The organism is Pseudarthrobacter sp. NamB4 (genome assembly GCF_005796185.1).
Lineage (GTDB): Bacteria > Actinomycetota > Actinomycetes > Actinomycetales > Micrococcaceae > Arthrobacter.
The window spans coordinates 74,207-99,172 of sequence record NZ_VAHM01000005.1 but is presented as its reverse complement, the minus strand read 5'-3'; the positions used below and the strand labels follow the sequence as shown (position 1 = coordinate 99,172).

The 24,966-nt window shown below is 66.2% G+C and carries 23 protein-coding genes and 2 pseudogenes; 20 read left to right on the top strand and 5 right to left on the bottom strand.

The features are described 5' to 3' along the window. The first annotated feature begins 6 nt into the window (after positions 1-6). From FDW81_RS06310 to FDW81_RS06270, 9 genes are all read left to right on the top strand, one after another. Positions 7-1,338 (top strand): RIP metalloprotease, encoded by a 1,332-nt coding sequence (locus tag FDW81_RS06310; RefSeq protein ID WP_138133292.1) that lies wholly within the window; start codon positions 7-9, stop codon positions 1,336-1,338. Positions 1,339-1,446: 108 nt separating this feature from the next. Continuing rightward, positions 1,447-2,121, top strand: a complete 675-nt coding sequence (locus tag FDW81_RS06305) for a MarR family transcriptional regulator (protein ID WP_138133291.1) — start codon at positions 1,447-1,449, stop codon at positions 2,119-2,121. Positions 2,122-2,134: 13 nt separating this feature from the next. Beyond that, entirely contained in the window at positions 2,135-2,647 is a 513-nt protein-coding gene (locus FDW81_RS06300) for a hypothetical protein (protein WP_138133290.1), read from the top strand. 83 nt (positions 2,648-2,730) lie between these two features. Further along, complete coding sequence (locus tag FDW81_RS06295) at positions 2,731-3,024, top strand: YciI family protein (protein WP_138133289.1); 294 nt, start codon at positions 2,731-2,733, stop codon at positions 3,022-3,024. A gap of 30 nt (positions 3,025-3,054) precedes the next feature. Then, positions 3,055-4,221 carry a flavodoxin-dependent (E)-4-hydroxy-3-methylbut-2-enyl-diphosphate synthase gene (ispG, locus tag FDW81_RS06290; protein WP_138133288.1) on the top strand — a complete coding sequence of 389 codons (1,167 nt, stop codon included), beginning with the start codon at positions 3,055-3,057 and terminating at the stop codon, positions 4,219-4,221. Next, on the top strand, positions 4,184-5,074 hold the full coding sequence (locus FDW81_RS06285; protein WP_138133485.1) for a DUF4081 domain-containing GNAT family N-acetyltransferase: 891 nt from the start codon (positions 4,184-4,186) through the stop codon (positions 5,072-5,074). Before ispG ends, FDW81_RS06285 begins: the two co-directional genes overlap by 38 nt. Before the next feature lie 389 nt (positions 5,075-5,463). After that, the gene (locus FDW81_RS06280) at positions 5,464-7,275 is read left to right on the top strand and encodes a proline--tRNA ligase (protein ID WP_138133287.1); all 1,812 of its coding nucleotides are present in this window, start codon (positions 5,464-5,466) and stop codon (positions 7,273-7,275) included. 5 nt (positions 7,276-7,280) lie between these two features. Beyond that, a complete protein-coding gene (locus FDW81_RS06275; RefSeq protein ID WP_138133286.1) occupies positions 7,281-8,075 on the top strand; it encodes a TSUP family transporter in 795 nt (264 codons plus the stop codon). Between the two features lie 56 nt (positions 8,076-8,131). Next, positions 8,132-9,523 carry a pyridoxal-dependent decarboxylase gene (locus tag FDW81_RS06270; protein WP_138133285.1) on the top strand — a complete coding sequence of 464 codons (1,392 nt, stop codon included), beginning with the start codon at positions 8,132-8,134 and terminating at the stop codon, positions 9,521-9,523. A gap of 110 nt (positions 9,524-9,633) precedes the next feature. Here FDW81_RS06270 and FDW81_RS06265 read toward each other — a convergent pair. From FDW81_RS06265 to FDW81_RS06255, 3 genes and pseudogenes are all read right to left on the bottom strand, one after another. After that, a pseudogene (locus FDW81_RS06265) lies at positions 9,634-10,676 on the bottom strand (aminoglycoside phosphotransferase family protein). Between the two features lie 128 nt (positions 10,677-10,804). Beyond that, positions 10,805-11,563, bottom strand: coding sequence for a VIT family protein (locus FDW81_RS06260; RefSeq protein ID WP_138133284.1), 759 nt, complete (start codon positions 11,561-11,563; stop codon positions 10,805-10,807). Positions 11,564-11,666: 103 nt separating this feature from the next. Continuing rightward, positions 11,667-12,935 (bottom strand): DUF4439 domain-containing protein, encoded by a 1,269-nt coding sequence (locus FDW81_RS06255; protein WP_240720000.1) that lies wholly within the window; start codon positions 12,933-12,935, stop codon positions 11,667-11,669. Between the two features lie 104 nt (positions 12,936-13,039). Here FDW81_RS06255 and rimP point away from each other — a divergent pair, with 104 nt between their 5' ends. The 5 genes from rimP (at position 13,040) to rbfA (ending at position 18,965) form a co-directional block, all read left to right on the top strand. Then, entirely contained in the window at positions 13,040-13,615 is a 576-nt protein-coding gene (gene rimP / locus FDW81_RS06250; RefSeq protein WP_370278784.1) for a ribosome maturation factor RimP, read from the top strand. Further along, positions 13,615-14,595: a transcription termination factor NusA gene (gene nusA / locus FDW81_RS06245; protein ID WP_138133282.1), complete on the top strand. Its 981-nt coding sequence runs from the start codon at positions 13,615-13,617 to the stop codon at positions 14,593-14,595. Before rimP ends, nusA begins: the two co-directional genes overlap by 1 nt. A gap of 198 nt (positions 14,596-14,793) precedes the next feature. Continuing rightward, positions 14,794-15,150: a YlxR family protein gene (locus FDW81_RS06240; protein ID WP_138133281.1), complete on the top strand. Its 357-nt coding sequence runs from the start codon at positions 14,794-14,796 to the stop codon at positions 15,148-15,150. Positions 15,151-15,302: 152 nt separating this feature from the next. Beyond that, positions 15,303-18,224 (top strand): translation initiation factor IF-2, encoded by a 2,922-nt coding sequence (gene infB / locus FDW81_RS06235; RefSeq protein ID WP_138133280.1) that lies wholly within the window; start codon positions 15,303-15,305, stop codon positions 18,222-18,224. Positions 18,225-18,455: 231 nt separating this feature from the next. Next, positions 18,456-18,965 carry a 30S ribosome-binding factor RbfA gene (gene rbfA / locus FDW81_RS06230; RefSeq protein WP_138133279.1) on the top strand — a complete coding sequence of 170 codons (510 nt, stop codon included), beginning with the start codon at positions 18,456-18,458 and terminating at the stop codon, positions 18,963-18,965. A 77-nt stretch (positions 18,966-19,042) separates the two neighbouring features. Here the strand turns inward: rbfA and FDW81_RS06225 are convergent, their stop codons facing one another. Further along, positions 19,043-20,167: a ScyD/ScyE family protein gene (locus FDW81_RS06225; protein ID WP_138133278.1), complete on the bottom strand. Its 1,125-nt coding sequence runs from the start codon at positions 20,165-20,167 to the stop codon at positions 19,043-19,045. A 180-nt stretch (positions 20,168-20,347) separates the two neighbouring features. Between FDW81_RS06225 and FDW81_RS06220 the strand changes: the two genes are divergently transcribed. Beyond that, positions 20,348-20,833, top strand: a complete 486-nt coding sequence (locus tag FDW81_RS06220) for a nucleoside deaminase (RefSeq protein WP_138133277.1) — start codon at positions 20,348-20,350, stop codon at positions 20,831-20,833. 2 nt (positions 20,834-20,835) lie between these two features. Next, the gene (trxA, locus tag FDW81_RS06215) at positions 20,836-21,273 is read left to right on the top strand and encodes a thioredoxin (protein WP_138133276.1); all 438 of its coding nucleotides are present in this window, start codon (positions 20,836-20,838) and stop codon (positions 21,271-21,273) included. 33 nt (positions 21,274-21,306) lie between these two features. Here trxA and FDW81_RS06210 read toward each other — a convergent pair whose 3' ends face one another. After that, positions 21,307-22,464, bottom strand: coding sequence for a pyridoxal phosphate-dependent aminotransferase (locus tag FDW81_RS06210; protein WP_171027124.1), 1,158 nt, complete (start codon positions 22,462-22,464; stop codon positions 21,307-21,309). Positions 22,465-22,556: 92 nt separating this feature from the next. On the opposite strand from FDW81_RS06210, the gene truB reads away from it, so the two are divergent. From truB to FDW81_RS06190, 4 genes and pseudogenes are all read left to right on the top strand, one after another. Next, a complete protein-coding gene (gene truB, locus FDW81_RS06205; RefSeq protein WP_138133274.1) occupies positions 22,557-23,486 on the top strand; it encodes a tRNA pseudouridine(55) synthase TruB in 930 nt (309 codons plus the stop codon). A 2-nt stretch (positions 23,487-23,488) separates the two neighbouring features. Further along, positions 23,489-23,842: a hypothetical protein gene (locus tag FDW81_RS06200; RefSeq protein ID WP_138133273.1), complete on the top strand. Its 354-nt coding sequence runs from the start codon at positions 23,489-23,491 to the stop codon at positions 23,840-23,842. Between the two features lies 1 nt (position 23,843). Next, the gene (locus FDW81_RS06195; RefSeq protein WP_370278782.1) at positions 23,844-24,332 is read left to right on the top strand and encodes a hypothetical protein; all 489 of its coding nucleotides are present in this window, start codon (positions 23,844-23,846) and stop codon (positions 24,330-24,332) included. A 13-nt stretch (positions 24,333-24,345) separates the two neighbouring features. Next, positions 24,346-24,895: pseudogene (locus FDW81_RS06190) on the top strand (tellurium resistance protein TerC); the annotation flags it as partial. Between the last annotated feature and the right edge of the window lie 71 nt (positions 24,896-24,966).

Genomic DNA, 24,966 nt, shown 5'->3' with positions numbered 1-24,966 from the left:
GCGCCAATGACCCCCCTTCTCCTCTTTGTCCTCGGTGTCGTCTTTGTGGCGGTCGGCATTGCGGCCTCCATCGCGCTCCATGAAGTGGGCCACCTCGTGCCGGCCAAACTCTTCAAGGTCCGCGTCACCAAGTACATGATCGGCTTCGGGCCCACCCTGTGGTCCCGGCGAAAGGGCGAAACCGAGTACGGCGTGAAGGCCATCCCGCTGGGCGGCTACGTATCCATGATCGGGATGTACCCGCCCAACAAGGACGACGGTTCCGTCCGTCCATCCAGCACCGGCATGTTCCAGACCCTGGCGAGCGAGGCGCGGTCCATGGCGCATGAGGAAGTGGGCCCGGGCGACGAAAACCGGGTGTTCTACCGGCTTCCGGTGTGGAAGAAGATCATCGTGATGCTCGGCGGTCCCGCCATGAACATGGTCCTCGGCGTGCTCCTCACCGCTGTCCTGCTCATGGGGTTCGGGATTGCCACCGCCACCACCACCATCTCGGACGTTTCCAAGTGCCAGGTGGCGGCAGGGGAGACCGTGGATCCGGATTCGGCGGACTGCAGGCTGACACCTGCCGCAGCGGCCGGGCTCAAGCCCAACGACACCGTTACGTCCTTCGACGGAAAGACCGTCACCAGCTGGGAACAGCTGACGGAATGGATCCGGGCGTCGGCGGGGCGCGAGGTTCCCATCACCGTTGAACGCGGCGGTGTCCAGGTGTCCACCACGGTGACCCCGGTACTGTCGGCCCGGCCCGTCATCGGGGTGGACGGGCGCCAGGAAACGGACGACGCCGGCAACCTCCGGTACCAGGACGTCGGCTTCCTGGGAATCGGTGCGCAGACTGAACTGGTCGCACAGCCGGCGTCGTCGGTCCTCCCAATGGCAGGGGAGAACATCCGTCAGGTGGCAGGGGTGGTGTTCAACCTTCCGGCACGCGTAGTGGGTGTGGCCAAGGCCGCGTTCAGCGAGGAGCCCCGCGACCCCAACGGCCCCATCAGCGTGGTGGGAGTGGGGCGGGTGGCCGGTGAAGTGGCCGCCATGGAAGAAATTCCTGTCCAGTCCCGCATTGCCGCCCTGATCGGGCTGCTGGCCGGGCTGAATTTTGCCCTGGCGGTGTTCAACCTGATCCCGCTGCTGCCCCTGGACGGCGGACACGTTGCCGGTGCCCTGTACGAGGGTGCCCGTCGTCAGGTGGCCAGGCTGTTCGGCAAACCTGATCCCGGAGCCTTCGACATCGCCAAGCTGCTGCCGGCGACCTACGTGGTGGCCGCGCTGCTGATGGGCATGAGTGCGCTCCTTATCTACGCCGACATCGTGAAACCGGTGAACCTTTTCGGCTGACGGAGCGTAGCAGCCTCCCGTACCGGCCTTTTCAGCTGCTATCGGCTGATATTCAGAAATCAGCCGAAAGTGATTGATCGTGGCAGATCCGCTCCCTATGGTTGAGGGATGTACGTTCTCACCATTGACCAGCGGGGCAGCAGCTCCGACATAGACCGCGTGCCCGGGTTGATTGCCGACCTTCGCCATTTGGCGCCCGCCCACTTCGAACGGTCAGTAGGGGATGAACTGCAGGGCGTGGTGGAACACGCCGCCGAGGCGGTGGACATCGCCCTCCATGCGCTGCGCAGCGGCTACTGGTATGTCGGCATCGGCATCGGTGCCGTGCACTTGGCCGAAGGGGGCAGCCCGCGTGAAGGGTCCGGCAGCGGTTTCGTGGCTGCGCGCAAAGCCGTGGAACTGGCCAAGGCAGCCGCCGGGCAGGTTCCGTTGTCAGTAGTCTCCGGCACTATGGTCCGAGGAAAGGAAACGAAGGCCCACATCCAGGAAGGCGCCATGGCCAGTGCAAATGCCCAGGCTGTGCTTCGGCTGCTCGGGCGCGTGGTGCAGCAGCGCACCCCGGCGCAGTGGCGCGTCGTGGACCGGCTGCGGGCCCTCCCCGGCGAGGGCAGGCATGGCAGCCAGAAACAGGTGGCGCGGGAACTTGGAATAACCGAGCAATCGGTGAGCCGTGCCGTGCTCAGGTCAGGCTGGCAGGAAGAATGGGCGGCGAGGCCCGCAGCCGCAATGCTCCTGGACCATGCGCATTCAAGAATCACGCATTCAGAGGTTGCCGGCACCTGATGGAAGGAGACCGGTGAACGCACTCTGGATTACGGCTGCACTGCTTGTTGCCGGGTTCGCTGGATGGCCCGTGACCGCGCTGGTGTTCCGGCTGGCCAGGACCATCGACGACAAGGCTGACGCTGCGAAGGCCGCAGAAGAGAGGAAGCGGGCAGCAGAGGACCCCTCGGCGGACGTCACCGTGGACCCCCGGCCCGCTGCCGGCCAAAGCGTCGACGGCGAGCTGACCGCGGCAAGCGAACCGCCGCCGTCGGGAAGTCCCGGCTCCGAACCTGTGGCGCCCACCCAGCGGATCCTCCGGGGCGGCGCAATCATTGGGATCCTGGAGCGGCTGGGCGTGTGCCTGGCAATTCTTACCGGGCAGCCTGTTGCCATCGCCTACATTGTTGCCATCAAAGGCCTGGGCAGGTTCGCAGAGCTGAAGGAAACGCCTGTTGCGGCTGAACGGTTCATCATCGGGACCTTGACCTCCATGCTGTGGGCGGCGGGAACAGCAGCAGTCGTCAAGGTGATGTTCCTGTCCTGACAACCCATTCCGCAGCCGCCGGCAATCCGCCAGCTTCCTGCGCCGGATGGGTGCCAAGGCAGGCAGGGCGATAGGGTAGCGGTATGACAGTTTTTGCCGTTGAGTACGTTTATGCCGCCGAATCCGCTGAAGAACGCAACGCCGTGCGGCCGGCGCACCGCGAATGGACCGCAGGCCTTGCCCAGGACGGCGCCATCCTGGCCAGCGGTCCCTACGGTGACGGTGCCGGTGCGCTGCTGATCTTCAAGGCTGCCGACGGGGCTGCCCTCAACTCAATCCTCAAGCAGGACCCGTTCGCCGCCGCCGGTGTTATTGCCGGCACCCGCATCACCGAATGGTCCCCAATAACCGGCATGCTGGCCGGCCTCGCCGCCTAAAGCCGCCCCTTTCAATCTCAAGGAGTCCTCGTGACCTCGGTCAGCCTGGGAATGCCCTCAGCACCGCCACCCGTCCTTGCCCCCCGTCGCAAGACGCGGCAGATCAAAGTCGGCTCTGTGGGGGTCGGCTCAGATTTCCCCATCAGCGTGCAGTCGATGACCACCACGCCCACCACGGACATCAACGCAACCCTGCAGCAAATCGCGGAACTCACAGCCTCCGGTTGCGACATCGTGCGTGTAGCCTGCCCCTCCGCCGATGACGCTGAGGCGCTGCCCATCATCGCCCGGAAGTCCCAGATTCCGGTGATCGCGGACATCCACTTCCAGCCCAAGTATGTCTTCGCGGCAATCGAAGCAGGCTGTGCGGCGGTGCGGGTGAACCCCGGCAACATCCGCAAGTTCGACGACCAGGTCAAGGAGATCGCCGCCGCCGCCCGCGACCACGGAACCTCCATCCGCATCGGTGTGAACGCCGGATCCCTGGAGCCGGGCATCCTCAAGAAGTACGGCAAGGCAACCCCCGAAGCGCTCGTGGAGTCCGCCGTCTGGGAAGCGTCGCTCTTTGAGGAGCACGGATTCCACGACTTCAAGATCTCAGTCAAGCACAACGATCCGGTCGTCATGGTGGCAGCCTACGAGATGCTGGCCGAGAAGGGCGACTGGCCCCTCCATCTTGGCGTTACCGAGGCAGGCCCCGCCTTCCAGGGGACCATCAAGTCTGCTACGGCCTTCGGTGCCCTGCTGTCGCGGGGTATCGGCGACACCATCCGCGTTTCCCTCTCCGCCCCGCCGGTGGAGGAGATCAAGGTGGGCAACCAGATCCTGCAGTCCCTCAACCTGCGTCCCCGCAAACTGGAAATCGTCTCATGCCCCTCCTGCGGCCGGGCCCAGGTGGACGTGTACACGCTCGCCGAGCAGGTCACGGCCGGGCTGGAGGGAATGGAGATCCCCCTGCGCGTGGCAGTCATGGGCTGCGTGGTCAACGGTCCCGGTGAAGCACGTGAAGCCGATCTTGGCGTTGCGTCCGGCAACGGCAAGGGCCAGATCTTTGTGAAGGGTGAAGTCATCAAGACTGTTCCCGAGAGCCAGATTGTTGAGACACTGATCGAAGAGGCCATGCGTATCGCCGAAGAGATGGGGGAGGCCGATGGCGAAGATGCTGTCAAGGGTAGCCCCGTGGTTAGCGTCTCGTAAGGACGTCCCCGATCCGCCGGGGATATCCGTCCGCACCCTTGACGGGGAGGACACTGCCGCACTGAGGCTCCTGGCGCAGCGTGATCCGGTCACGAACGTCTTCATGCTTGCGCACCTGCGCGCTGCCGGCACCGCCGCACCCACCAGCGGCGGCGCCGGCGTCCTTGGCGTGTTCGAGGACGGCGTGCTGGCGGGTGCGTGCTGGGCCGGCGCCAACCTGGTCCCCGTCCAGCTTGATCCTGATTTGGCGGGAGTGGTGGCTGTCGCCGCAAACGCATCCGGCCGCCGCTACGCGTCCGCCTTCGGACCGGCACCCGCAGTCCTTGCCCTGCACGCTGAACTGGTTGAGCTGGGACACCGGGCGCACGAAGTGCGCCCGGACCAGCCGTTGATGACCATTGAACAGGCACCGTCCGTGGAGCCGAACCCCGGGCTCGCGCTGGGTAACCTGGCAGATTTTGACCGGATCCTGCCCGCCTGCGCCGCCATGTTCGAAGAAGAGGTGGGATATTCCCCTTTCCTCGGCGGACGGGAGTTCTACAGCCGCAGGGTGGAGGGCCTGATCCGGCAGGGCCATTCTTTGGTGCATATCAATGAAGCCCGTGAGGTGGTGTTCAAGGCTGAACTTGGCGCCGTCACCCCGGACGTCACGCAGGTCCAGGGCGTCTGGATGAACCCGCTCCACCGTGGCCAGGGCTTGAGCGCAGGTTACATGGCCGCCGTCGTGGAGCAGGCACAGAAGATCGCCCCCATCACAAGCCTTTACGTCAACGGCTTCAACACCCGCGCCCGGGCAACCTATGAACGGGTCGGTTTCCGGCAGGTGGGGACCTTCGCCACCGTCCTCTTCTAGCTGGCGCCCTCTTCCAGGAACTGCTCGTCAGCAGCGGGAAAAGAGGGAAAATACTTGTCAACGTGCGCGTCATCACATAGGTTCGATCTAGCTGCGCTGGAGTGGCGTGGGCGGTCTCACCAGTCCTCACCAGTACTTAAGCGATCACGGCGTCGAGCCACGCCCGGATGCGATGACCAGCCTCTTGGGGGGCCAGGGGCTTTGCTGTCCGGGCGTGGCTCAACTGTTTTCCCTGCCGGGTATTGAAGGCGGCGTTCCGGCCGGTCGCGCCCGGCCGTGGGCGGCTGCGGACCCGCCGCCGGGAATCGTCCCGCCAGCCGGTAGATTAGTACCCAGACGAAATCCCGGCCCTGCTGCTTAAGCACTTCCCCAGAAACGGATACCCACCCGTGGTTATACGACTGTCCCAGCTGTTCCTGCGCACCCTGCGTGAAGATCCCGTCGACGCCGAGGTTGCCAGCCACCGGCTCCTGGTGCGCGCAGGCTACATCCGGCGCGCCGCCCCCGGCATCTACACCTGGCTGCCGCTGGGACTCAGCGTCCTGCGCAAAGTCGAAGCTGTCATCCGCGAGGAGATGGCTGCCATTGGTGCCCAGGAAGTCCACTTCCCGGCGCTCCTGCCCCGCGAACCCTACCAGGCCACCAACCGCTGGACCGAGTACGGCGAGGGCCTGTTCCGGCTCCAGGACCGCAAGGGCGCCGATTACCTGCTGGCCCCCACCCATGAGGAAATGTTCACCCTGCTGGTCAAGGACCTGTATTCCTCGTACAAGGACCTGCCGCTGAGCCTCTACCAGATCCAGAACAAGTACCGTGACGAGGCGCGGCCGCGCGCGGGCCTGCTGCGCGGCCGCGAGTTCATCATGAAGGACTCCTACTCGTTCGACGTCGACGACGCCGGCCTGGACGCCAGTTACGCGGCCCACCGCGGCGCCTACCTGCGCATCTTCGAACGGCTCGGCCTGGAAGTCATCCCGGTCACCGCCACTGCCGGGGCCATGGGCGGGTCCAAGAGCGAGGAATTCCTGCACCCCACTGAAATCGGCGAGGACACGTTCGTCCGCTCCGCCGGCGGCTACGCAGCGAATGTCGAGGCCGTCACCACTGTCGTCCCCGGGGAGATCGACTTCAGCGACGCCCCAGCAGCCGTCGTCCGCGACACCCCGGATACCCCCACTATCGATACACTGGTCACCGCCTCCAATGAGCTGGCCCCCCGGAGCGAGGCCGACGGCGGCGCGTGGACTGCCGCCGACACGCTGAAGAACGTGGTGCTCGCCGTGACGCTGCCCACCGGCGAGCGTCAACTGGTGGTTATCGGCGTCCCCGGCGACCGCGGCGTGGACCTCAAGCGTGTCGAGGCCAACATCGGCTCCTTCCTGCCGATCGCCGGTGAAATAGGCCTCGAAGCCGCCAACGACGAAGACCTCAAGAAGCAGCCCCGCATCGTCAAGGGCTACCTCGGCCCCGGCATGTCCCTTGAGGAACCGCTGCTGGGCACCGAGAGCGCAACGAAGCTGCTGTACCTGGTGGATCCGCGCGTGGTCCGCGGCACCAGCTGGATCACCGGGGCCAACGAGGCCGGCAAGCACGTGTACGGCCTGGTGGCAGGCCGCGACTTTACCTGGGACGGCGTCATCGAGTGCACCGAAGTCCGCGAGGGCGACCCGGCCCCGGACGGCTCCGGTCCCCTGGAGACCGCCCGTGGAATCGAAATGGGCCACATTTTCCAGCTGGGCCGCAAGTACGCCGAAGCCCTGGAGCTGAAAGTGCTGGACCAGAACGGCAAGCAGGTGACCGTCACCATGGGCTCCTACGGAGTCGGCGTCACCAGGGCCGTTGCCGCGCTGGCGGAGTCCAACCATGACGCCAGGGGGCTCGTGTGGCCGCGGGCTGTTGCGCCTGCGGATGTCCACGTGGTGGCTGTGGGCAAGGGCGAGGAAATCTTCGCCACGGCCGGGCGGCTGGCAGCGGACCTCGAAGCAGCAGGGCTCGACGTCCTTCTCGACGACCGGCCCAAGGTCTCGCCGGGCGTCAAGTTCGGGGACGCGGAACTGGTAGGGGTTCCCACCATCCTGGCTGTCGGCCGCGGGCTGGTGGACGGCGTGGTGGAGATCAAGGACCGGCGCAGCGGCGACGCCGAGAACGTGGCGGTGGACAAGGCCGTTGATTACGTGGTCAACGCTGTCCGCACCAGCTGACTTCGGTGGAGTTCGGACTCGAATCGCTGGGGCTGACGACACTCCTCCTGATCGTGCTGGCTGGTTTCGCCGCCGGCTGGGTTGATGCAGTGGTGGGCGGGGGCGGGCTGATCCAGCTCCCCGCCCTGCTGCTGGTCCCGGGGATCACGCCCGTTCAGGCACTGGCCACGAACAAGATGGGGTCCATCTTTGGTACCGCCACCAGCGCCGCCACGTATTACCGGCGGGTGGGCCCGGACCTGAAGACGGCTCTGCCCATGGCCGTGATCGCCCTCGCGGGCAGCTTCGGAGGTGCTGTGCTGGCGGCTGCGCTGCCCGCCAGTGTCTTCAAGCCCATCATCGTCACCGCGCTGGTCGCCGTAGCGCTTTTCACCGCGCTGAAACCGGACGTTGGCGGCATCACCGCCTTGCGCCATGGCGGCCACAAGCATTACGTGGTGGCCTGCCTCATTGGTGGCGTGATCGGTTTCTACGACGGCCTCATCGGGCCCGGAACCGGTTCCTTCCTGGTCATCGCGCTGGTCTCGGCCATGGGTTACGCCTTCCTGGAGGCCAGCGCCAAAGCCAAGATCGTCAACATGGCCACCAACGCCGGGGCACTGTTGTTCTTCCTGCCCCACGGCTCGCTGCTGTGGGGGCTGGGCCTGCTGTTGGGTGCGGCCAACATGGCCGGCGGATACCTGGGCGCCAGGACAGCCGTGAAGCAGGGCAGCCGCTTTGTCCGGGTGGTCTTCTTGCTGGTGGTGTCGGCCCTCATCATCAAGCTCGGCTACGACGTCTGGCAGGAAAACTTCGTCTGACGGCCGCCGGCATCGAGGACTCGTGTGCGCCGGGTTTCCGGGCGTAGCATGCAGGTATGTCACACGGGGACGACGAGTATGCCCGGGCTTTGGCAGCGGCAGCCCGCCACTCAACTGCCTGGTTGCGCAGCCTCCGGGAGCGGCCGGTGGGGCCTGCACTTCCCGCCCACGACCTCACTGCGGCCTTCGGCGGGCCGCTGCCGCAGGAAGGGACGCCGGCTGAGGAAGTGGTCGACTTCCTGGCACGGACGGCGGAGCCGGGACTCATGGCCATGCCCTCCGGCCGGTTCTTCGGCTGGGTGATTGGCGGGACCATTCCTGCCGCCCTTGCTTCTGACTGGCTGGTAAGCGCATGGGACCAGAATGCAGGGCTGCGGTATGCCACCCCGGCCACCGCTGCCATCGAGGAGGGCGCAGGTAAGTGGCTCCTCGAGCTGCTGGGGCTTCCCGCCGGTTCTGACGTTGGCTTCGTCACCGGCGCCACGATGGCAAACTTCACCGGAATGGCCGCTGCACGGTGGCGGCTGCTGGCCGAGGCCGGCTGGGACCTGGACCGGGACGGGCTGTTTGGGGCTCCCCGGATCCGCAGCTTCGTTGGCCGGGAACGGCATGACACCGTGGACCTGGGGCTGCGCTACCTCGGCCTGGGCAAACCCGCGGTGGTGGAGGCCGATGAGCAGGGGCGGCTGATTCCGGAAGCGCTGGATGCAGTCCTGGCGGAAGGATCCGGGCCGGCGCTCGTGTGCCTGCAGGCAGGAAACCTGCATTCAGGCGCGTTCGATCCCTTCCCCGAAGCCATCGCCGTTGCAAAAAAGCACGGCGCCTGGGTCCATATTGACGGTGCTTTTGGCCTGTGGGCAGCTGCCGTTCCGGAACTCCGGCACCTGACCTCCGGGCACGGGGATGCCGACTCCTGGGGAACCGATGCGCACAAGACGCTCAACGTCCCGTACGACTGCGGGATTGCCATTGTCAGTGACCCCTCAGCCCTCCGCTCCGCCATGGGTCTTCACGCCAGCTATCTGGTGCATGACGCCGAAGGCCCCGGCGATCCCTTCGAAAAGGTCCCGGAGCTTTCCCGCCGCGCACGCGGTGTTCCCGTATGGGCAGCCCTCAAGAGCCTGGGCCGGGACGGAGTGGAGGCGCAGGTGCGGGGCATGGCAACCGCGGCCTCGGACATTGCTGCGGGACTGGCCCGAATTGACGGCGTGGAGGTGCTGAACGACGTCAACTACACGCAGGTGTCCCTGGCGTTTGGCGACGACGCCACCACCCGGGCAGTGACCGAACGCATCATCGGTGAAGGCAGGGTTTGGATGTCCGGTTCCCGCTGGCAGGGCCGGGACATCCTGCGGGTGTCGGTCAGTAACTGGCAAACCGGCGGGGAAGAGGTACGCACTGCCGTGGACGCTGTGAACTCCGCGCTCTCTGCAGTGCGCGGTAAGTGAGCTGACCCGCCGGAATTCGGCTCTTGCGTGGGACTTCGGCTGCCGAGCGGGGATTCGGCTGCCGCTCGAAGCCAGCTGGCGGGAGCCGCCACCTGCCCGGGATGCGTCGGTCAGGCCGTGATGAAGGCCTGCCCCGGCTCCGGCAACGCATGCGCCGGGGGAAGCCCGTCAAGAGTCCGGCCCGCGAGCGTGCTTGCCACCCAGAGCGACCGGGCCAGGTCTCCCTGATGGCCCGGCAGCCCGGCGTACCACAGCGCGTTGGCAACCTCCCGGGCCACGCCCCACTGCCGGGCAACCTCGGGATCAAGGCCGGCGGCCATGGTGAAATCCGCGCAGCGCTGCCGCAGGCCTGATTCAGGCCGGTTGAGCGGCAGATCCTGCAGCCGGTTCCATAACAGCGGTGCCACACCGAACTCCGGCTCGCCGATCATAGGCTGCGGGTCGATGGCGGCGTAAGCATCCGCCGTCGGCTTTCCTTCCGCGGCCGCGGTGCCTGGCCTGACCAGGATGTTGAGGTAATGGAGGTCCGCGTGGACCAGGGCGTCACGGGCGGTCCGCCGTCCCACCGCGCCGCGGGTCTGGCACACCTCCAGCGCCGCTTCCAGCAACCAACGCGGAAAGGGCCGTCCCAGGTGTTCCCAGTGCGCCGGCAGGTCATCGCTCCACTGCTCTGCCCGTGCAGCGAGTGCTCGAACTCCCGCCACTCCGGCCGATCGTCGGGAACAAGGCTCAGCTGCCGGACCACCCCGCCCCAGACGGCCATGGCCTCATCCATCGGGACGGCAGCGAGCGAGCGCCCGGCGTCCAGCCTTTCAAGGAGCATGGAACAGGTGCCTGCATCGGATGCAATCAGGCGCACGGCGCCCTGTCCGCCCCAGAGCGCCAACGCATGGCGCTCCACCCGGGCCTCATCGTGCGGGAAGGCGATCTTGAGGGCAGCGGGGCCGCCGTCCTCCTGCAGCACCGGAAGAACCAGGGCGCCGTGGCCGTGCCAGGGCATGGCACCCGGGCCGAGGCCGCAGACAAGCGCCCACCGTTCCAGCAGGGTTCCGGCGAGATCGGGCAGGGAGTGGAGCCACGCACGTCCTTCATGCGTGCGGGCGTATCTTGCGGCAAGGTCCGGGGGAACAGGCAGTACGGCTGGCTGGCTCATCGGACCAAGCCTACGTGCAGTGCCCTTCCGCTGGCCCGCCGGCGGCAAGCCTCCGGTGAATGACCCCCAAGCCAGGTCCCTCCCGCTTGGTAACCCCTGCACGGGACAACCCCTGCGCCCTGTAACTTTTACACCACACCCGTGGCACCCAACAGGCTGCCGATGCTGAAGGTTGCTGCGAGAGCCAGGGCGCCGCCGGCCACCACCCGCATGGCTGCCCGTGTCTTTGACCCGCCACCGATCCAGGCACCGAGTCCGCCGGTCAGCGCAAGTGCCACCAGAACCATGACGAAGGTCAGGGGAACCCGGATATCCGGCGGCGGAAGCAGGATGGCCAGCATGGGCAGGATCGCGCCGATGGTGAAAGCAACAGCCGAAGCAAAAGCGGCGTGCCAGGGGCTCACGATGTCAGTCTCGTTGATATTGAGTTCGGCGGAGAGATGCGCCGCCAGGGGGTCGTGGGCCGTGAGCTCCTCGGCCACCTTGCCAGCAGTTTCCGGGCTGAGTCCCTTGGCGAGATAGATCCCGGTGAGTTCTGCAAGTTCCTCGTCCGGCTGCTCGGCCAGTTCCCGCCGTTCCTTCTCAATCAGTGCACGCTGGCTGTCGCTTTGGCTGCTGACGGAGACGTATTCGCCCAGTGCCATGGACACTGCACCGCCCACCAGGCCAGCTGCTCCCGCGGCGAGGATGGGCCCGGATTCCGAGGTGGCGCCCGCTACGCCCACCACGATCGCCGCAACGGAAACGATGCCGTCATTGGCGCCAAGGACGCCCGCCCGCAGCCAATTCAGCCGCTGGGCAATGTCATTGGCGTGCGGCTCCGTCTCCAGGTGGCGGTCAAGGTCGGGGCCTGCGGCGTCAGCCCGTGCCGGTTCCTGTGCATCCATGCCTTCAGCAAACCATCTGAAGTTCTTCGCGGCCACCCTGCTTCACGGCATGTGCGGGCCGTCAGTGGGGGACCGGCCAGGAACGAACGCGGGCAGGCGTTCCTCAGTTGCCTGCACGCGTCACCGCCGGCATTAGGCTCTCCGCCTGTTCCGGGAGTTCCGGCAGTTGGCCCGCGTCAAGGAGGATGCCGGGCACGGGTCCGGGGTCGCCGCCCCAGCGGGCAACGCGCCGTGCTGTTTCCTCAAGGGCGGAAATTGCCCACTTCCGCAGGCCGCCGTCAGCCTGCGAAACGACGTCCCCATAGGCAGGCAGTGCGGCGAGTTCCAGTTTGGCCAGCCCGGCTGCCGGCGCGGCGAGGAATTCAGCGCCCAGTACATAACCCGGCTGTTGAGCGCCCGGATCGCTGCAGGCTGCACTGGAATGGGCGGAGGCTTCGGCGGCAAGTTCCTGATGCTGGTCCAGGAAGGCAGCGGCGGTGGCGGCGTCGGCCGGGGCGAGCCGTGGAAGTGCGGCCTGGTAGGCGTAAACGCTGCGCTGTTCCACTGCAACCGCCATGGACAAGGCACTGCCCAGTCCGGCAGGGGTGCCTGCTGTGCTTGTTTCCTGTCCCGCTTCCTCCCCGGCGGATTCAGTTCCCGCAGGCCCCGGCCGCGGAGAGGGGCAGGAGGTCGGCGTGGGGCCGGTTCCCGCCGCATCCGCGGGCGGGGCGCTGGTCTCCCGCATGGCGGTGGCCGTCCCTGGCCGGGCGTGGGGGAGTGGATCTCCCGGGACGCCGACCGAGGCGGCCATGGTCTCCGCCGCAAGCAACTGGGCCGTGCCGGTCCCGGCCAGGAGCCGCGCCATCCCGCCGTGGGCCTTTTCCGCATCGGTGAGGCGTTGAACCCCGCTGGCCGAGAGCGCGGAAGCCAGTTCCCCGGGAGTTGGAACATGTGCCGGGGCCGCCGTCGTTGCTGCCGGCGGACCCGGCTCCTGCTGGGAAAGCGGGCCTGACGGGGAAGAATCTGCCGCCGTGGCCTCCGCCGCCGGCGAGGAACCGGGCGCTGTTGGCCGCGCTGTCGGGAGAGAATCCGACGGCGACAGGAGGGCGCGTGCCTGCAGGGTCAGCAACGTCACAGTTGCGTCCAATACCGCAGGGTTCACGGGGGCGCCGGCAGCAGGGGTCGCCAGATGCACGGCGGCTGCGCGAAGACGCAAGGTTTCCTGCAGGGCGGCCGCCCGGGCCTGCTCCGGGAAGGGCGGCACCGCGGCGGGAGGCGGAGCCGCGGGAATCAGCCCGAATCCGAGGCTCAGGACAAGGAGTGCAGTGAAGGCAAGGACGGCATACCGGAAATAGCGCAGCGCGGGGCGGTTTTCCGGATTGTCGGCTTTCACAACAGACCATGGTGTCACGCCGGCGGGGAAACTCCGTCCCACCGGACCGGTAAAATAGCTACGCTAGTAAGCAGAACATCATCTATAGGGAGGCGGCCGGCATCGTGAGCAATGCAGAAGCCACGGCTTCATCAGGAAATCCGGAAGCGGCCCGGCTCCGCGCGCTCCTTGAACCCTCGGTCCAGGCGAACCGCCTGTACCTGGAGGACGTGGCCATCGTGCCCGGTTCGCACCGGGTGGTCCATGTGGTGGTGGACCTGCCGCAGGAGGAAACCGGCGGCGTCAGCCTTGACGTCATTGCAGACATTTCAAAGGTCCTCTCCGACGTCCTGGATAATGATCCAGGAGACGACGGACGCCCCTACGATCTTGAGGTCTCCTCTCCCGGCGTCGGACGCCCCCTGACAGAACCCCGCCACTGGCACCGGGCCAAGGGCCGCATGGTCAAGGTCAACGTGCTCCAGGGCGGGAACGTCACCGGCCGCATCCAGTCCGTGGACGACGCCGGGGTGACGATCATCCCGGAGATCGCCGTCAAAAAGGGCATGAAGCCCAAGCAGGGTGACCCCATAAAGCTTCCTTTCGACAGGATCCGCAACGGAAAAGTCGAGATCGAATTCAGCCACCTCTCCGAGGACGGTCTGGAACCTGAACACAATGGACCTTCTGAGGAGGCCTGATGGATATTGACATGAGCGCACTGAGGCTTCTGGAGCGTGAGCGTGAAATCCCGCTGGACCTCCTGATCCCCACCATCGAGCAAGCGCTCCTGGTGGCCTACCACAAGTCGCCGGGTGCCCACGAAAAGGCCCGTGCCGAGCTGGACCGCAAGAGCGGCCATGTGACCATTTGGGCTGTGGAGATTGACGACGACGGCGCTCCCATTGGCGAATTTGAGCACACCCCCGAGGGATTCGGCCGCATTGCCGCCAGCACCGCCCGCCAGATCATCCTGCAACGGCTGCGCGACGTTGAAGACGACAACGTCCTGGGCGAGTTCAAGGGCCGCGAGGGTGAACTCGTGTCCGGCACCATCCAGCAGGGCAACAACCCCCACATGATCCAGGTGAACCTGGGATCGGTGGAGGCGCTCCTGCCGCCGCCCGAGCAGGTGCCCGGCGAGAAGTACGTCCACGGAAACCGCCTCCGTGCCCTGGTCATCGACGTTCACCGCGGCTCGAAGGGCCCGTCTGTCACCCTGTCCCGGTCCCACCCTGGACTGGTCCGCAAGCTCTTCGAACTTGAGGTCCCGGAGATCGCAGACCGCTCCGTCGAGATTGTTGCGCTGGCCCGGGAAGCCGGCCACCGGACCAAGATCGCGGTCAAGGCAAACGTTCCCGGCATCAACGCCAAGGGCGCCTGCATTGGCGAAATGGGTTCGCGCGTACGCGCCGTGATGACCGAACTCAACGATGAAAAGATCGACATCGTGGACTTCAGCGAGAATCCGGCGACCTTCATCGCAAGCGCACTCTCGCCGTCGCGTGTGAATTCGGTCACCATCACCGACGAAGCCACCCGCTCGGCCCGCGTGGTGGTTCCCGACTACCAGCTTTCCCTGGCCATCGGCAAAGAGGGCCAGAACGCCCGTTTGGCGGCGAAGCTTACAGGCTGGCGGATCGACATTGTGTCCGACGCCGCGGCCGGCCGCGATAACTGACACGTCCCACAGGCCCCTCCCGGGCCGGAAACCCCCGCGAAATTTCGGGCAGAACGGCAGGGAGGGGCTAGAATAGTAAAGACCGCGCCTAACGGCCGGCAGCCGTGCGCCTTGGGCGTGCCCCATACGGTGTGCTCCTGATACCTCCATTGCGGGGTTCAGGTGAACCGCGGAGGGGACCGTCCGCGGCCAGCAGATATGAACGTCAGGAAGATGACCGTGCCAGAAGCAAGCGGGAATCAACCGGAGCGTACCTGCATCGGATGCCGAAAGAAGGGGCTGCGGTCGGAGTTACTCCGGCTCGTCGCCGAAGGCAGCGGTTCGTCCGCTGTCCTGGTGGATGAACGACGCCGGATGGCTGGCCGGGGTGCATGGCTGCACCCCAGCGAATCGTGCCTGGCTCTGGCGATCAAGCGGCGAGCATTCGGACGTGCCCTCAACGGCGCAACCGGTACCGCTGACGTCGAGCGCCGGATCAAGTCAGGCCCGAACGTTGCAGGCGTTACGGCAACTGCAACACCAACCGTCCAACCTGAAAGCGGGTCAGAAATCTGATGGAAACCCGATGAGTTCCCAGCGATGAGTGCGTAACGATGACAACTTTGTTGCGCTCTGCAATGGGCCCTTCTGCACGCTATGCGGCCGGGGCCCGCAGTAAGAAGTAGACGGTTCGTGCCTGGCTCGGTGCGGACCGAGACAGGAGAAATGTGGCCAAGGTCCGCGTACACGAGCTTGCGAAAGAGCTCGGTATCACTTCCAAAGATGCAGTGACAAAACTGCAGGAACTGGGCGAATTTGTTCGCTCCGCCTCTTCCACCATTGAGGCCCCCGTAGTGCGCAAGCTGCGCAACGCCTTCCCCGACGCTGCTGCCAAGGCGTCAGCTCCCGCAGCCGCGCCCAAGGCGCCGGCCCCGGCGGCAGAAGCACGTCCCTCAACCCCCGCTCCCGGCCCGGCAGCACCCAAGGCCCCCGCCCCCAAGGCGCAGGCACCTGCCCCCGCCGCTCCGGCAGCACCGTCACAGCCGGCTGCTCCGGCAGCACCGGCCGCCAGCACACCCGCAGCGCCGGCTGCCTCCGCCCCGGCAGCTCCCGCTGCCCCGTCCACCGGCGCAAAGCCCGGGGCACGGCCGGCACCCAAGGCTGAAACCCCCGCCGCACCTACCCGTTCCGGCGGGCCGGGCCAAGGCGGTGCTCCCCGTCCCGGCGGTCCCCGTCCGGGCAACAACCCCTTCGCCACGTCCCAGGGCATGCCCCGCGGCCGCGGCGGCGACGGCGACCGTGCTCCCCGTCCCGGCAACAACCCGTTTGCCACCTCACAGGGCATGCCCCGTCCGGGTGGAAGCCGCACCGACGGCGACCGTCCTGGTGGTCCCCGTCCCGCAGCAGGCGCCGGCGGCCCCCGTTCCGGTGGTCCCCGTCCCGCAGCAGGTGCAGGCGGCCCCCGTCCCGCAGCCGGTGCGGGTGGTCCCCGCCCGGGTGCACCGCGTCCCGGCGGCGCCGGCGGAAACCGTCCTACTCCGGGCATGATGCCCAACCGCACTGAACGTCCCGCACCCGCAGGTGCAGGCCGTCCCGGCGGCGGCGGGCGCGGCCCCGGACGCCCCGGTGGCGCTCCCGGTACCGGTGGTCCCGGTGGCGGCGGCGGTGCTCCCGCCGGCGGTGGCTTCGGCAAGGGCGGCCGCGGACGCGGCGGTACCCAAGGTGCCTTCGGCAAGGGCGGCGCAGGCCGTGGCAAGCAGCGCAAGTCGAAGCGCGCAAAGCGCCAGGAACTTGAGCAGATGAGCGCACCGTCGCTGGGTGGCGTGACCGTACCCCGCGGCGATGGCAACACTGTGATCCGCCTGCGCCGCGGCTCGTCCATCACGGACTTCGCCGACAAGATCGAGGCGAACCCCGCCGCGCTGGTGACGGTACTGTTCCATCTCGGTGAAATGGCAACCGCAACCCAGTCGCTGGACGAGGAAACCTTCGCACTGCTGGGCGAGGAGCTTGGCTACAAGCTCCAGGTCGTGTCCCCGGAGGACGAGGAGCGCGAGCTGCTCTCCACCTTCGACATCGACTTCGACGCCGAGCTCGAAGCCGAAGGCGACGAAGACCTCGAGGCACGTCCTCCGGTAGTCACCGTCATGGGCCACGTGGACCACGGTAAGACCCGCCTGCTCGATGCCATCCGCAAGTCCGACGTCATGGCGGGCGAGCACGGCGGCATCACCCAGCACATCGGTGCCTACCAGGTCACGCACAACCACGAGGGCGACGACCGGAAGATCACCTTCATCGATACCCCGGGCCACGAGGCGTTCACCGCCATGCGTGCCCGTGGTGCGAAGGTCACCGACATCGCCATCCTGGTGGTGGCAGCGGACGACGGCGTCATGCCCCAGACCGTTGAAGCCCTCAACCACGCACAGGCAGCAAACGTGCCCATCGTGGTGGCCGTGAACAAGATCGACAAGGAAGGCGCCAACCCCGACAAGGTCCGCGGCCAGCTGACCGAGTACGGCCTGGTTCCTGAAGAATACGGTGGAGACACCATGTTCGTGGAGGTATCTGCACGCCAGAACCTCAACATCGACGAGCTGCTCGAGGCAGTCCTGCTCACCGCGGACGCTGCCCTGGACATGCGCGCCAACCCGAACAAGGACGCCCGTGGCATCGCGATCGAAGCCAACCTGGACAAGGGCCGCGGTTCCGTGGCCACCGTCCTGGTGCAGTCCGGTACCCTGCGCGTCGGCGACACCATCGTGGCAGGCACAGCCCACGGCCGTGTCCGTGCGATGTTCGACGACGACGGCAGCGCCCTGACCGAGGCAGGCCCGTCCCGGCCCGTCCAGGTACTGGGCCTGTCCAACGTCCCGCGTGCCGGCGACACCTTCTTCGTGACCGCTGACGAGCGCACCGCCCGCCAGATCGCCGAGAAGCGCGAAGCAGCCGACCGCAACGCCGCCCTGGCCAAGCGTCGCAAGCGCATCAGCCTGGAGGACTTTGACCAGGCCGTCGCCGAAGGCAAGATCGACACCCTCAACCTCATCCTCAAGGGTGACGTGTCCGGTGCCGTGGAAGCCCTCGAAGACGCCCTGCTCAAGATCGACGTGGGCGAAGGCGTGCAGCTGCGCGTCATCCACCGCGGTGTTGGCGCCATCACGCAGAACGACGTCAACCTGGCGACAGTGGACAGCGCCGTCATTATCGGCTTCAACGTCAAGCCTGCAGAACGCGTTGCCGAACTGGCAGACCGCGAAGGCGTGGACATGCGCTTCTACTCCGTCATCTACTCGGCAATCGATGACATCGAGATGGCGCTCAAGGGCATGCTCAAGCCGGAATACGAAGAAGTCCAGCTGGGCACCGCCGAGGTCCGCGAAGTCTTCCGCTCTTCCAAGTTCGGAAACATCGCCGGCTCGATCGTCCGCTCGGGCATCATCCGCCGCAACGCCAAGGCCCGCGTCAGCCGCGACGGCAAGATCATCGGTGACAACCTCACCGTTGAGTCGCTCAAGCGCTTCAAGGACGACGCCACCGAGGTCCGCACGGACTTCGAATGTGGTATCGGTCTTGGCTCGTACAACGACATCACCGAAGGCGACATCATCGAGACCTTCGAGATGCGTGAGAAGCCGCGCGTCTAGCTCTCCCACCGCAGGCCGCCTCCTAGTTTTGGGGGCGCCCCGCCCCTACGCTGGGCGGCAAAGGATCTTGCGATCCTTTGCCGCCCAGCTCCGGTAGGCCCGATGCCACTCCCGGGCGCCCCCAAAACTCTCCGGCATCGTCTCTGACTCACCAAGGTGCGCGGCAGTGAAGGCAACTTAGCCAAGCCATGCCCGCGCCGTCGTACGTTCCAAATTTTTTAGGAGTTGTTCATGGCTGATCCGGCACGTGCTGCCAAGTTGGCGCAGCGGATTAAGGTTGTTGTTGCTGAGGCCTTGAGCCGGAAGGTTAAGGATCCCCGGCTTGAGGGCATCACTGTGACTGATGCCCGCGTGACGAACGATTTGCAGCATGCCACCGTCTACTACACGGTCTTTGGGGACCAGGCCGTCCAAGCTGATGCTGCCAAGGGGCTGGAGAAGGCCAAGGGCGTGCTTCGTCAGGAGGTGGGCCGGAACATCACCGTACGGCTGACTCCAACCCTGGAATTCGTGGCTGACCAGATTCCCGTGGTTGCTTCCAACCTCGAGGAGCTGCTGCGGGAGGCCAGGAAGCGGGACGCCGAGGTGGCTGCCCTTGCAGCCAAAGCCCAGCACGCAGGTGACGCGGACCCCTACAAGAGCGATGCGTCCGCGGACGTTGACCTCGACGACGACGATTTCGACGAAGAGGACTTTGACCTCAACGACGACGAGAATCCCGACGAAGACGAGCATAAATAAAACCGTCTGAACGGTAGAAGGCCCGGACCGCACCTGAACTGGTCCGGGCCTTCTGCTTCCCGGACAATGCACGGGCACTACCAGATGCCGGCTTTGATCACCTTGCCCTGGGTGGGATCGGCGAAACTGAACCCAACCGTGGCATAAAGCGAATTTCCACGGATTTCTACTGCGGCCGGCCCACCGATGGCGAGGAACTGCTTCTTCTCGTAGGTCGAGGCATCGATCTCAATGATCTCGTTGCCGAACATCGACGCCACGTAAACGTCGCCGTCGTCAGCGATGGCCAGGCCGGTCGGACTCAGGATGTCCTTCGCCCACACCTTCGTGCCGCCGGTCGAGGCGTTCACCCGGAAGATGGCGCCCCGGGCTCCCAGGGAAGGATCCTCGGGTCCGCCGGGAAGGGTGGTCACGTAGAGGCGTCCGTCCGGGCCGAACTCCAGGTCCGTCGGCACCGGCTCAAAGGCGTATTCGTGCCCCACAACACACGCCGGGACCTCCACGGTGTTTCCCGCCATGTCCACTGGGATCCTGGTCCCGGCCGGGATCACCGCGGGCTGGGGCGGCAGGACTGCCAGCGTGGAGACGTCACCAGATTCCAGGTCCACTTCCAAAATAGCGTTTGCGCCCGCATCCGCGATGTATGCCTTATCGCCGCGTACGGCTACTCCGTAAGGATGCGAGTCAAGACCTCCTTGGTACCGGGCCGGGGGGAAGGCGGGCCACTCCGCCAGGCATGCGTCCGAGAGCTCAGGGCCGAAGCCGTAGTGCTGAGCGCCGTCCGGGTTCTTTTCCCGTTCGTAGCTGGCGAGGTCGGCAAGATCATGAATGGCACCCTGTGGGTCAAGGGACTTCAGCCAGCCCTTGAGCGCGGCCGGATCCGTTCCTCCTGCGCCCGCGCTCTCCACGAAATACCTCGTTCCGTGGCGGGTTTCAACGCCTCCCACGCTCCAGCCCTCTTCCCCCTGATGGAGGGTAGTGGTAGAGCCATCGTCGTTGACGTGGCTGAGGAGGCCGGCGAAATTCTGGGTCACCAGGACGGATTCATCGTAAGTTACGGTCAGGCTCAGAGGGCCAACCAAGCCCTCAGCCAGGGTGCGCGGCGTCGAATGCTCAAGGTCGGAGCCAGCCATTGCAGGGCCGGCAGGAATAACTAGCAGCGCAGCAGCGAGCCATGCAACGATCGGTATTTTCGTTTTCATTGGGTACTCCGGTTTGGCGCCCTTGAAGGGCCGGATAAGGAGCCTCCCTGGCGGAAGGCAGGAACTTCGGAAACCCCCGGCGCCAGATTATTCCTGCAGGGGTCGAATGTCGCCGGGATTTCCCCCTATCCGCCCCCCAATGTCATCCCCTAACGGCTGCCCCATGATTAGGATCGAGCTATGACTCAGCCGCATGACCTGGACCACAGCACCAAGTACCTCGAGCAGGCCGTGGAACTGGCCATCCGGAACGTCAGGGAAGGGGGCGGGCCATTCGGCGCGCTGGTGGTGACGGCGGACGGGCGGGCGCACGAAGGCGTCAATCGCGTCACCCGTGACAATGATCCCACCGCCCACGCTGAAGTGGTGGCCATCCGCGCCGCCGCAGCGGCAACCGCCAACTATGACCTGCACGGCGCTGTGCTCTATGCGAGCTGCGAACCCTGTCCGCTGTGCCTGGCCTCGGCGCTCTGGGCCAGGATCGAACGCGTCTACTTCGCCGCAGACCGCCACGGCGCCGCTGCCGCGGGTTTCGACGACGCCGTCTTCTATGACTACTTCAACGGAACCCGCCCGGAGCTGATGCCGGTCACGAGGAGTGACATCCCGACGTCGGATGCCCCGTTCCAGGCATGGGGTGCCTTCACAGACAGGAAGGAATACTAGGAATGGAAGCGGCGCACACCGCCTGTCCAGCCTGCGGGAAGACCAACCGGGTCCCGGCGCAGGCTGCCGGCCGGCCGCGGTGCGGCAACTGCAAGGCTGAACTGCCATGGATCGTGTCAGCGGGCGATGCCGACTTTGCCGCCGTCGCGGAGCAGTCGCCGGTTCCGGTGCTGGTCGATTTCTGGGCCGCCTGGTGCGGCCCCTGCCGGATGGTGAGTCCAGTGCTGGACAAGCTGGCCAGGGAGCGGCCGGGCAGCATCAAACTCGTCAAGGTGGACGTGGACAAGTCTCCGGGCCTGTCGCGCCGCTTCGACGTGCAGGCCATCCCGACCCTGATGGTGATGGTGGACGGCCGGGTGGCGGCGCGTCAGGCGGGAGCGGCCCCCGCAGAGGTTCTGCGGTCCTGGCTGGACGGGGCCCTGTCCAGCACCCGGCAGTGATCCCTGCCTGCCCGCACCTGAGCCTGGCTGGAATTATGGATTCCGGCCCGGCAGCCGGCCTAGGCCTTCCACGAGGTCGTCCTGTTTTCCGCACAGGGCAATCCGGACCCATCCTTCGCCGATTGAACCAAAGGCCGTTCCCGGTGCCAACGCAACCCGGGAATCCGCGAGGAACCGGCGCACCCAGCTGCGAACGTCCCCGCCGGTGGCGTGGGAAACGTCCGCCCACAGGTAAAAGGCCCCCTGGGCTCTGAGATGGGGGATTCCCTTCGCGTCCAGGACTGCGGAGGCGGCGTCCCTGTTTGCCCGGTAGTGCGCGCGGGCGTGCTGGATATAGTCCTGCGGGCCGGTCAGGGCGGCGAGCGCCGCATACTGCGACGGCGACGCAACGCAGGACACGATCGACTCCATGACGTTGTCCATCTTCTGCTTCAGCCCGGGCGGGCAAATCAGCGCGCCTATGCGAAGGCCGGTGAGGCCGTAGGTCTTGGAAAGAGTCAGCGAAGTGAACACGCGGGCATCACCCGGCGTATCGCCGTCGAACTTCGCAGGGCTGACGTGCGGCACATCGTAGGTGAAGGCCTCGTAGCATTCGTCCGAAATGACCCACAGATCGTGCCGGCGGGCCAGCTCCATCAGTTCGCGGGTCAGGTCTTCGGCCAGCACGGCTCCGAGGGGGTTGGAGGGGGAGTTCAGGACCAGCACGCGGGTCCGGCCGGTGATGAGGGACTCGATGTCCCGGGTCCTCGGCTGGAAGCCGTGGTCCGGGTACAGCGGGTAACCCACGGGCACGGCATTGAGGAGCCGGCTGGTCATGGCAAAGGTGGGGTAGCCGGGGTTGGGCACCAGGATTTCATCATCCGGTGAGAGCAGCAGGCTCATGGCAAAGTGCAGTCCCTGTTGCGCGCCGGACACCACGTATACGCGGTCCGCGCCCACATCAATACCTTGCTGCTCCAGGAACCGTGTTGCGAAAGCCCCGCGCAGCGCGGGGATGCCGGCATTGGGCGTGTAATTGGTTTCGTCGCGGTCCAGGCAGGCCATGGCGGCGTCCAGCACGTGCCGGGGGAGCGGGAAGCCGGGCTCTCCAATGCTCAGTACCAAGGCACCGGGAGTACGCCAGGCGGCCTCGGTAATCTCCCGGATTTGGTTGACGGGCACGTCGCGGACATGGGCGGCAAGCTCTGGCATGCCAGCCATCCTAGCTGGCACGTCCGCAGGTGCAGGCCTTCCTGCCCTGGGTGTGCGAAGGCGGCAGGACCAGCGCCGATATACTGGGAGGCGTGCTTTCTGGACTGGTGATAGTGGACAAGCCGCAGGGATGGACCAGCCATGATGTGGTTGGCCGGATGCGGCGCATCGCAGGTACCCGGAAAGTGGGTCACGCGGGAACCCTGGATCCCATGGCCACCGGAGTCCTGGTGGTGGGCATCAACAAAGCGACCCGCCTGCTCACCTACATTGTGGGCACCGCCAAGACCTACACCGCCACTATCCGGCTGGGACAGTCCACTGTGACGGACGACGCCGAAGGTGAAGTTACCGCTACGGCAGGCACCTCCGCGGTCAGCGATGAGGCAATTCACGACGCCGTTGCCCGGCTGACCGGCGACATCCAGCAGGTGCCGAGCAGCGTCAGTGCCATCAAGGTGAACGGTGAACGCGCCTACGCGCGGGTCCGCTCCGGCCAGGATGTCACCCTTGCCGCACGTCCCGTCACCATCCATAGGTTCGAGGTGCACGCGATCCGGCGGGACCCGGCCGCTGATGTAGTGGACCTGGATGTCACGGTTGAATGTTCCTCCGGCACGTATATCCGCGCCCTCGCCCGGGACTTGGGCAATGCGCTGGGGGTGGGCGGACATCTCACCGCCCTCCGCCGGACCCACGTGGGCCCCTACTCCCTGGAGCAGGCACGCACACTTGAGCAGCTGGCCGAGGAACTCAACATCCTTGAGATGTCCCAAGCTGCCCGGGCACTGATGCCCAACCGCCAGCTCAGCGCCGAGGAAACCACGGAGATCTCCTTCGGCCGCCGTATTGCCGCCGGCGCGGCTCCGGGAAGCCCCGCCGCTGCTACGGCCGATCATCCGGCAGCCGCCTTCGCGCCGGACGGAAGCCTGGTGGCACTGCTGGCCGATGCCGGCAATTTCGCCAAGCCGGTCCTGGTGTTTGCGCCGGGCAACGGCAGCTCCGGTCTTGGGGCAGGCTGACCGTGGACGCTTACTTTTACATCCTCCTGGTGGTGGGCCTCCTGTCCACGGGCGTATGCCTGGCCGCGGGCATTCTCAAGAAGGCGCCGAACGACGTCACCATCCTGTCCGTCGCGGCCGTGGAAGTTGCCCTGCTGGTCTACCTGGTGGGCTCCATCATCCGCGTCATCGCCGGAGAGCCCATTGCGGGGGAGGCGTGGGAATTCTGGGGGTACATGGTGACCGCCATGCTGCTGCCCCCGGCTGCTGTTTACTGGTCCATCCTGGAGCGGACCAGGTGGAGCAATTTCGTCCTGGCCGCCGTCGGAGTGACCGCCCTGGTGATGGCGGCGCGCATGAACCAGATCTGGTACTGAAGTGGAAGAGGCACACAACGTGAAAGACCAGCGCACCGCATCGCCTGCAGGGCAGGGTCCGGCGGGGGACGGCCCCGCTGCCTCCAACAGCCGTAACACCGGCCCCGGACGGCTGCTCATCGCCGTCTACGCCGTGTTCGCGATTTCAGCGTCCGCGCGCGCCGGCTATCAGATCCTCACGAAATTCCCGGAAGCTCCGCTCGCCTACCTGCTCTCGGCCTTCGCCGCACTCGTGTACGTGGTGGCCACCGTTTCACTGGCCAAGGCCGGCAGTACCTGGTTCAAGGTTTCGGTGGCTGCGGTGCTGGTTGAGCTGGTGGGCGTGCTGGTGGTGGGCGCCCTGAGCGTCTTCGATCCCGTGGCTTTCCCCCACGAGACCGTATGGTCCCTCTTTGGCCGCGGCTATGCCTTCGTTCCCCTGGTGCTGCCCATCCTCGGCCTGGTGTGGCTGTACCGGCGGCGGCCGGGCGGGCTGGCCTCCGCGGCCTGACGGAACGCATCGCCTGATCGGAGTGCGCGAAGCAGCCCTTGGTCCGCCGTTTGGGGTGCCTTCGGCTTGGTTTCGGAGTGCTGGTCTGGCAGTTCTACGGTGCAGAGTTTGGTCAGCAATACTTTGCCGGTTATTTGATCGAGAAGTCCCTAGCCGTGGACAACGTCTTTATCTGGGCCATCATTTTCACGTACTTCGCCGTGCCCCGGGAGTATCAGCACCGCGTCCTGTTCTTCGGCGTCCTGGGGTTCCGCGGCATCTTCATCGCTGCCGGTGCTTCCATCATCGCCATTGCGGGATGGGTGCTGCACCTGTTCGCAGCCTTCCTGCTGGTCACGGGTTGCCGGATGCTCAGGCACCGGAACGAGCACTTGGACCCGGAGAAGTCCCGGGCGCTGCGGCTCTTCCGCCCCTACGTACCCATGACGAATAACTTCCATGGGCAACGGTTCCTGATCAGTCGCAACGGCGTCCTCCTGGCGGCCCCGCTGCTGGCCGTCCTGGTGCTCGTAGAGGCTACGGACATCATCTTCGCTGTCGACTCCATCCCCGCGATCTTCGCCCGGCAGGCATCCGGCAGGTCCGACCACCCATAACAAGGAAGGCGTGGAGCATCCATGGCAGTTGAAAGTCG

What these genes read in the sequence shown, in the direction of transcription:
- FDW81_RS06310 (WP_138133292.1), top strand. Translation starts at nt 7, where the DNA reads ATGACCCCCCTTCTCCTCTTTGTCCTCGGTGTCGTCTTTGTGGCGGTC.
- FDW81_RS06220 (WP_138133277.1), top strand. Translation starts at nt 20,348, where the DNA reads ATGACTCAGCCGCATGACCTGGACCACAGCACCAAGTACCTCGAGCAG.
- nusA (WP_138133282.1), top strand. Translation starts at nt 13,615, where the DNA reads ATGGATATTGACATGAGCGCACTGAGGCTTCTGGAGCGTGAGCGTGAA.
- FDW81_RS06295 (WP_138133289.1), top strand. Translation starts at nt 2,731, where the DNA reads ATGACAGTTTTTGCCGTTGAGTACGTTTATGCCGCCGAATCCGCTGAA.
- rbfA (WP_138133279.1), top strand. Translation starts at nt 18,456, where the DNA reads ATGGCTGATCCGGCACGTGCTGCCAAGTTGGCGCAGCGGATTAAGGTT.
- FDW81_RS06285 (WP_138133485.1), top strand. Translation starts at nt 4,184, where the DNA reads ATGCTGTCAAGGGTAGCCCCGTGGTTAGCGTCTCGTAAGGACGTCCCC.
- FDW81_RS06210 (WP_171027124.1), bottom strand. Translation starts at nt 22,464, where the DNA reads ATGCCAGAGCTTGCCGCCCATGTCCGCGACGTGCCCGTCAACCAAATC.
- FDW81_RS06260 (WP_138133284.1), bottom strand. Translation starts at nt 11,563, where the DNA reads ATGGATGCACAGGAACCGGCACGGGCTGACGCCGCAGGCCCCGACCTT.
- FDW81_RS06225 (WP_138133278.1), bottom strand. Translation starts at nt 20,167, where the DNA reads ATGAAAACGAAAATACCGATCGTTGCATGGCTCGCTGCTGCGCTGCTA.
- FDW81_RS06270 (WP_138133285.1), top strand. Translation starts at nt 8,132, where the DNA reads ATGTCACACGGGGACGACGAGTATGCCCGGGCTTTGGCAGCGGCAGCC.
- FDW81_RS06305 (WP_138133291.1), top strand. Translation starts at nt 1,447, where the DNA reads ATGTACGTTCTCACCATTGACCAGCGGGGCAGCAGCTCCGACATAGAC.
- FDW81_RS06240 (WP_138133281.1), top strand. Translation starts at nt 14,794, where the DNA reads ATGAACGTCAGGAAGATGACCGTGCCAGAAGCAAGCGGGAATCAACCG.
- trxA (WP_138133276.1), top strand. Translation starts at nt 20,836, where the DNA reads ATGGAAGCGGCGCACACCGCCTGTCCAGCCTGCGGGAAGACCAACCGG.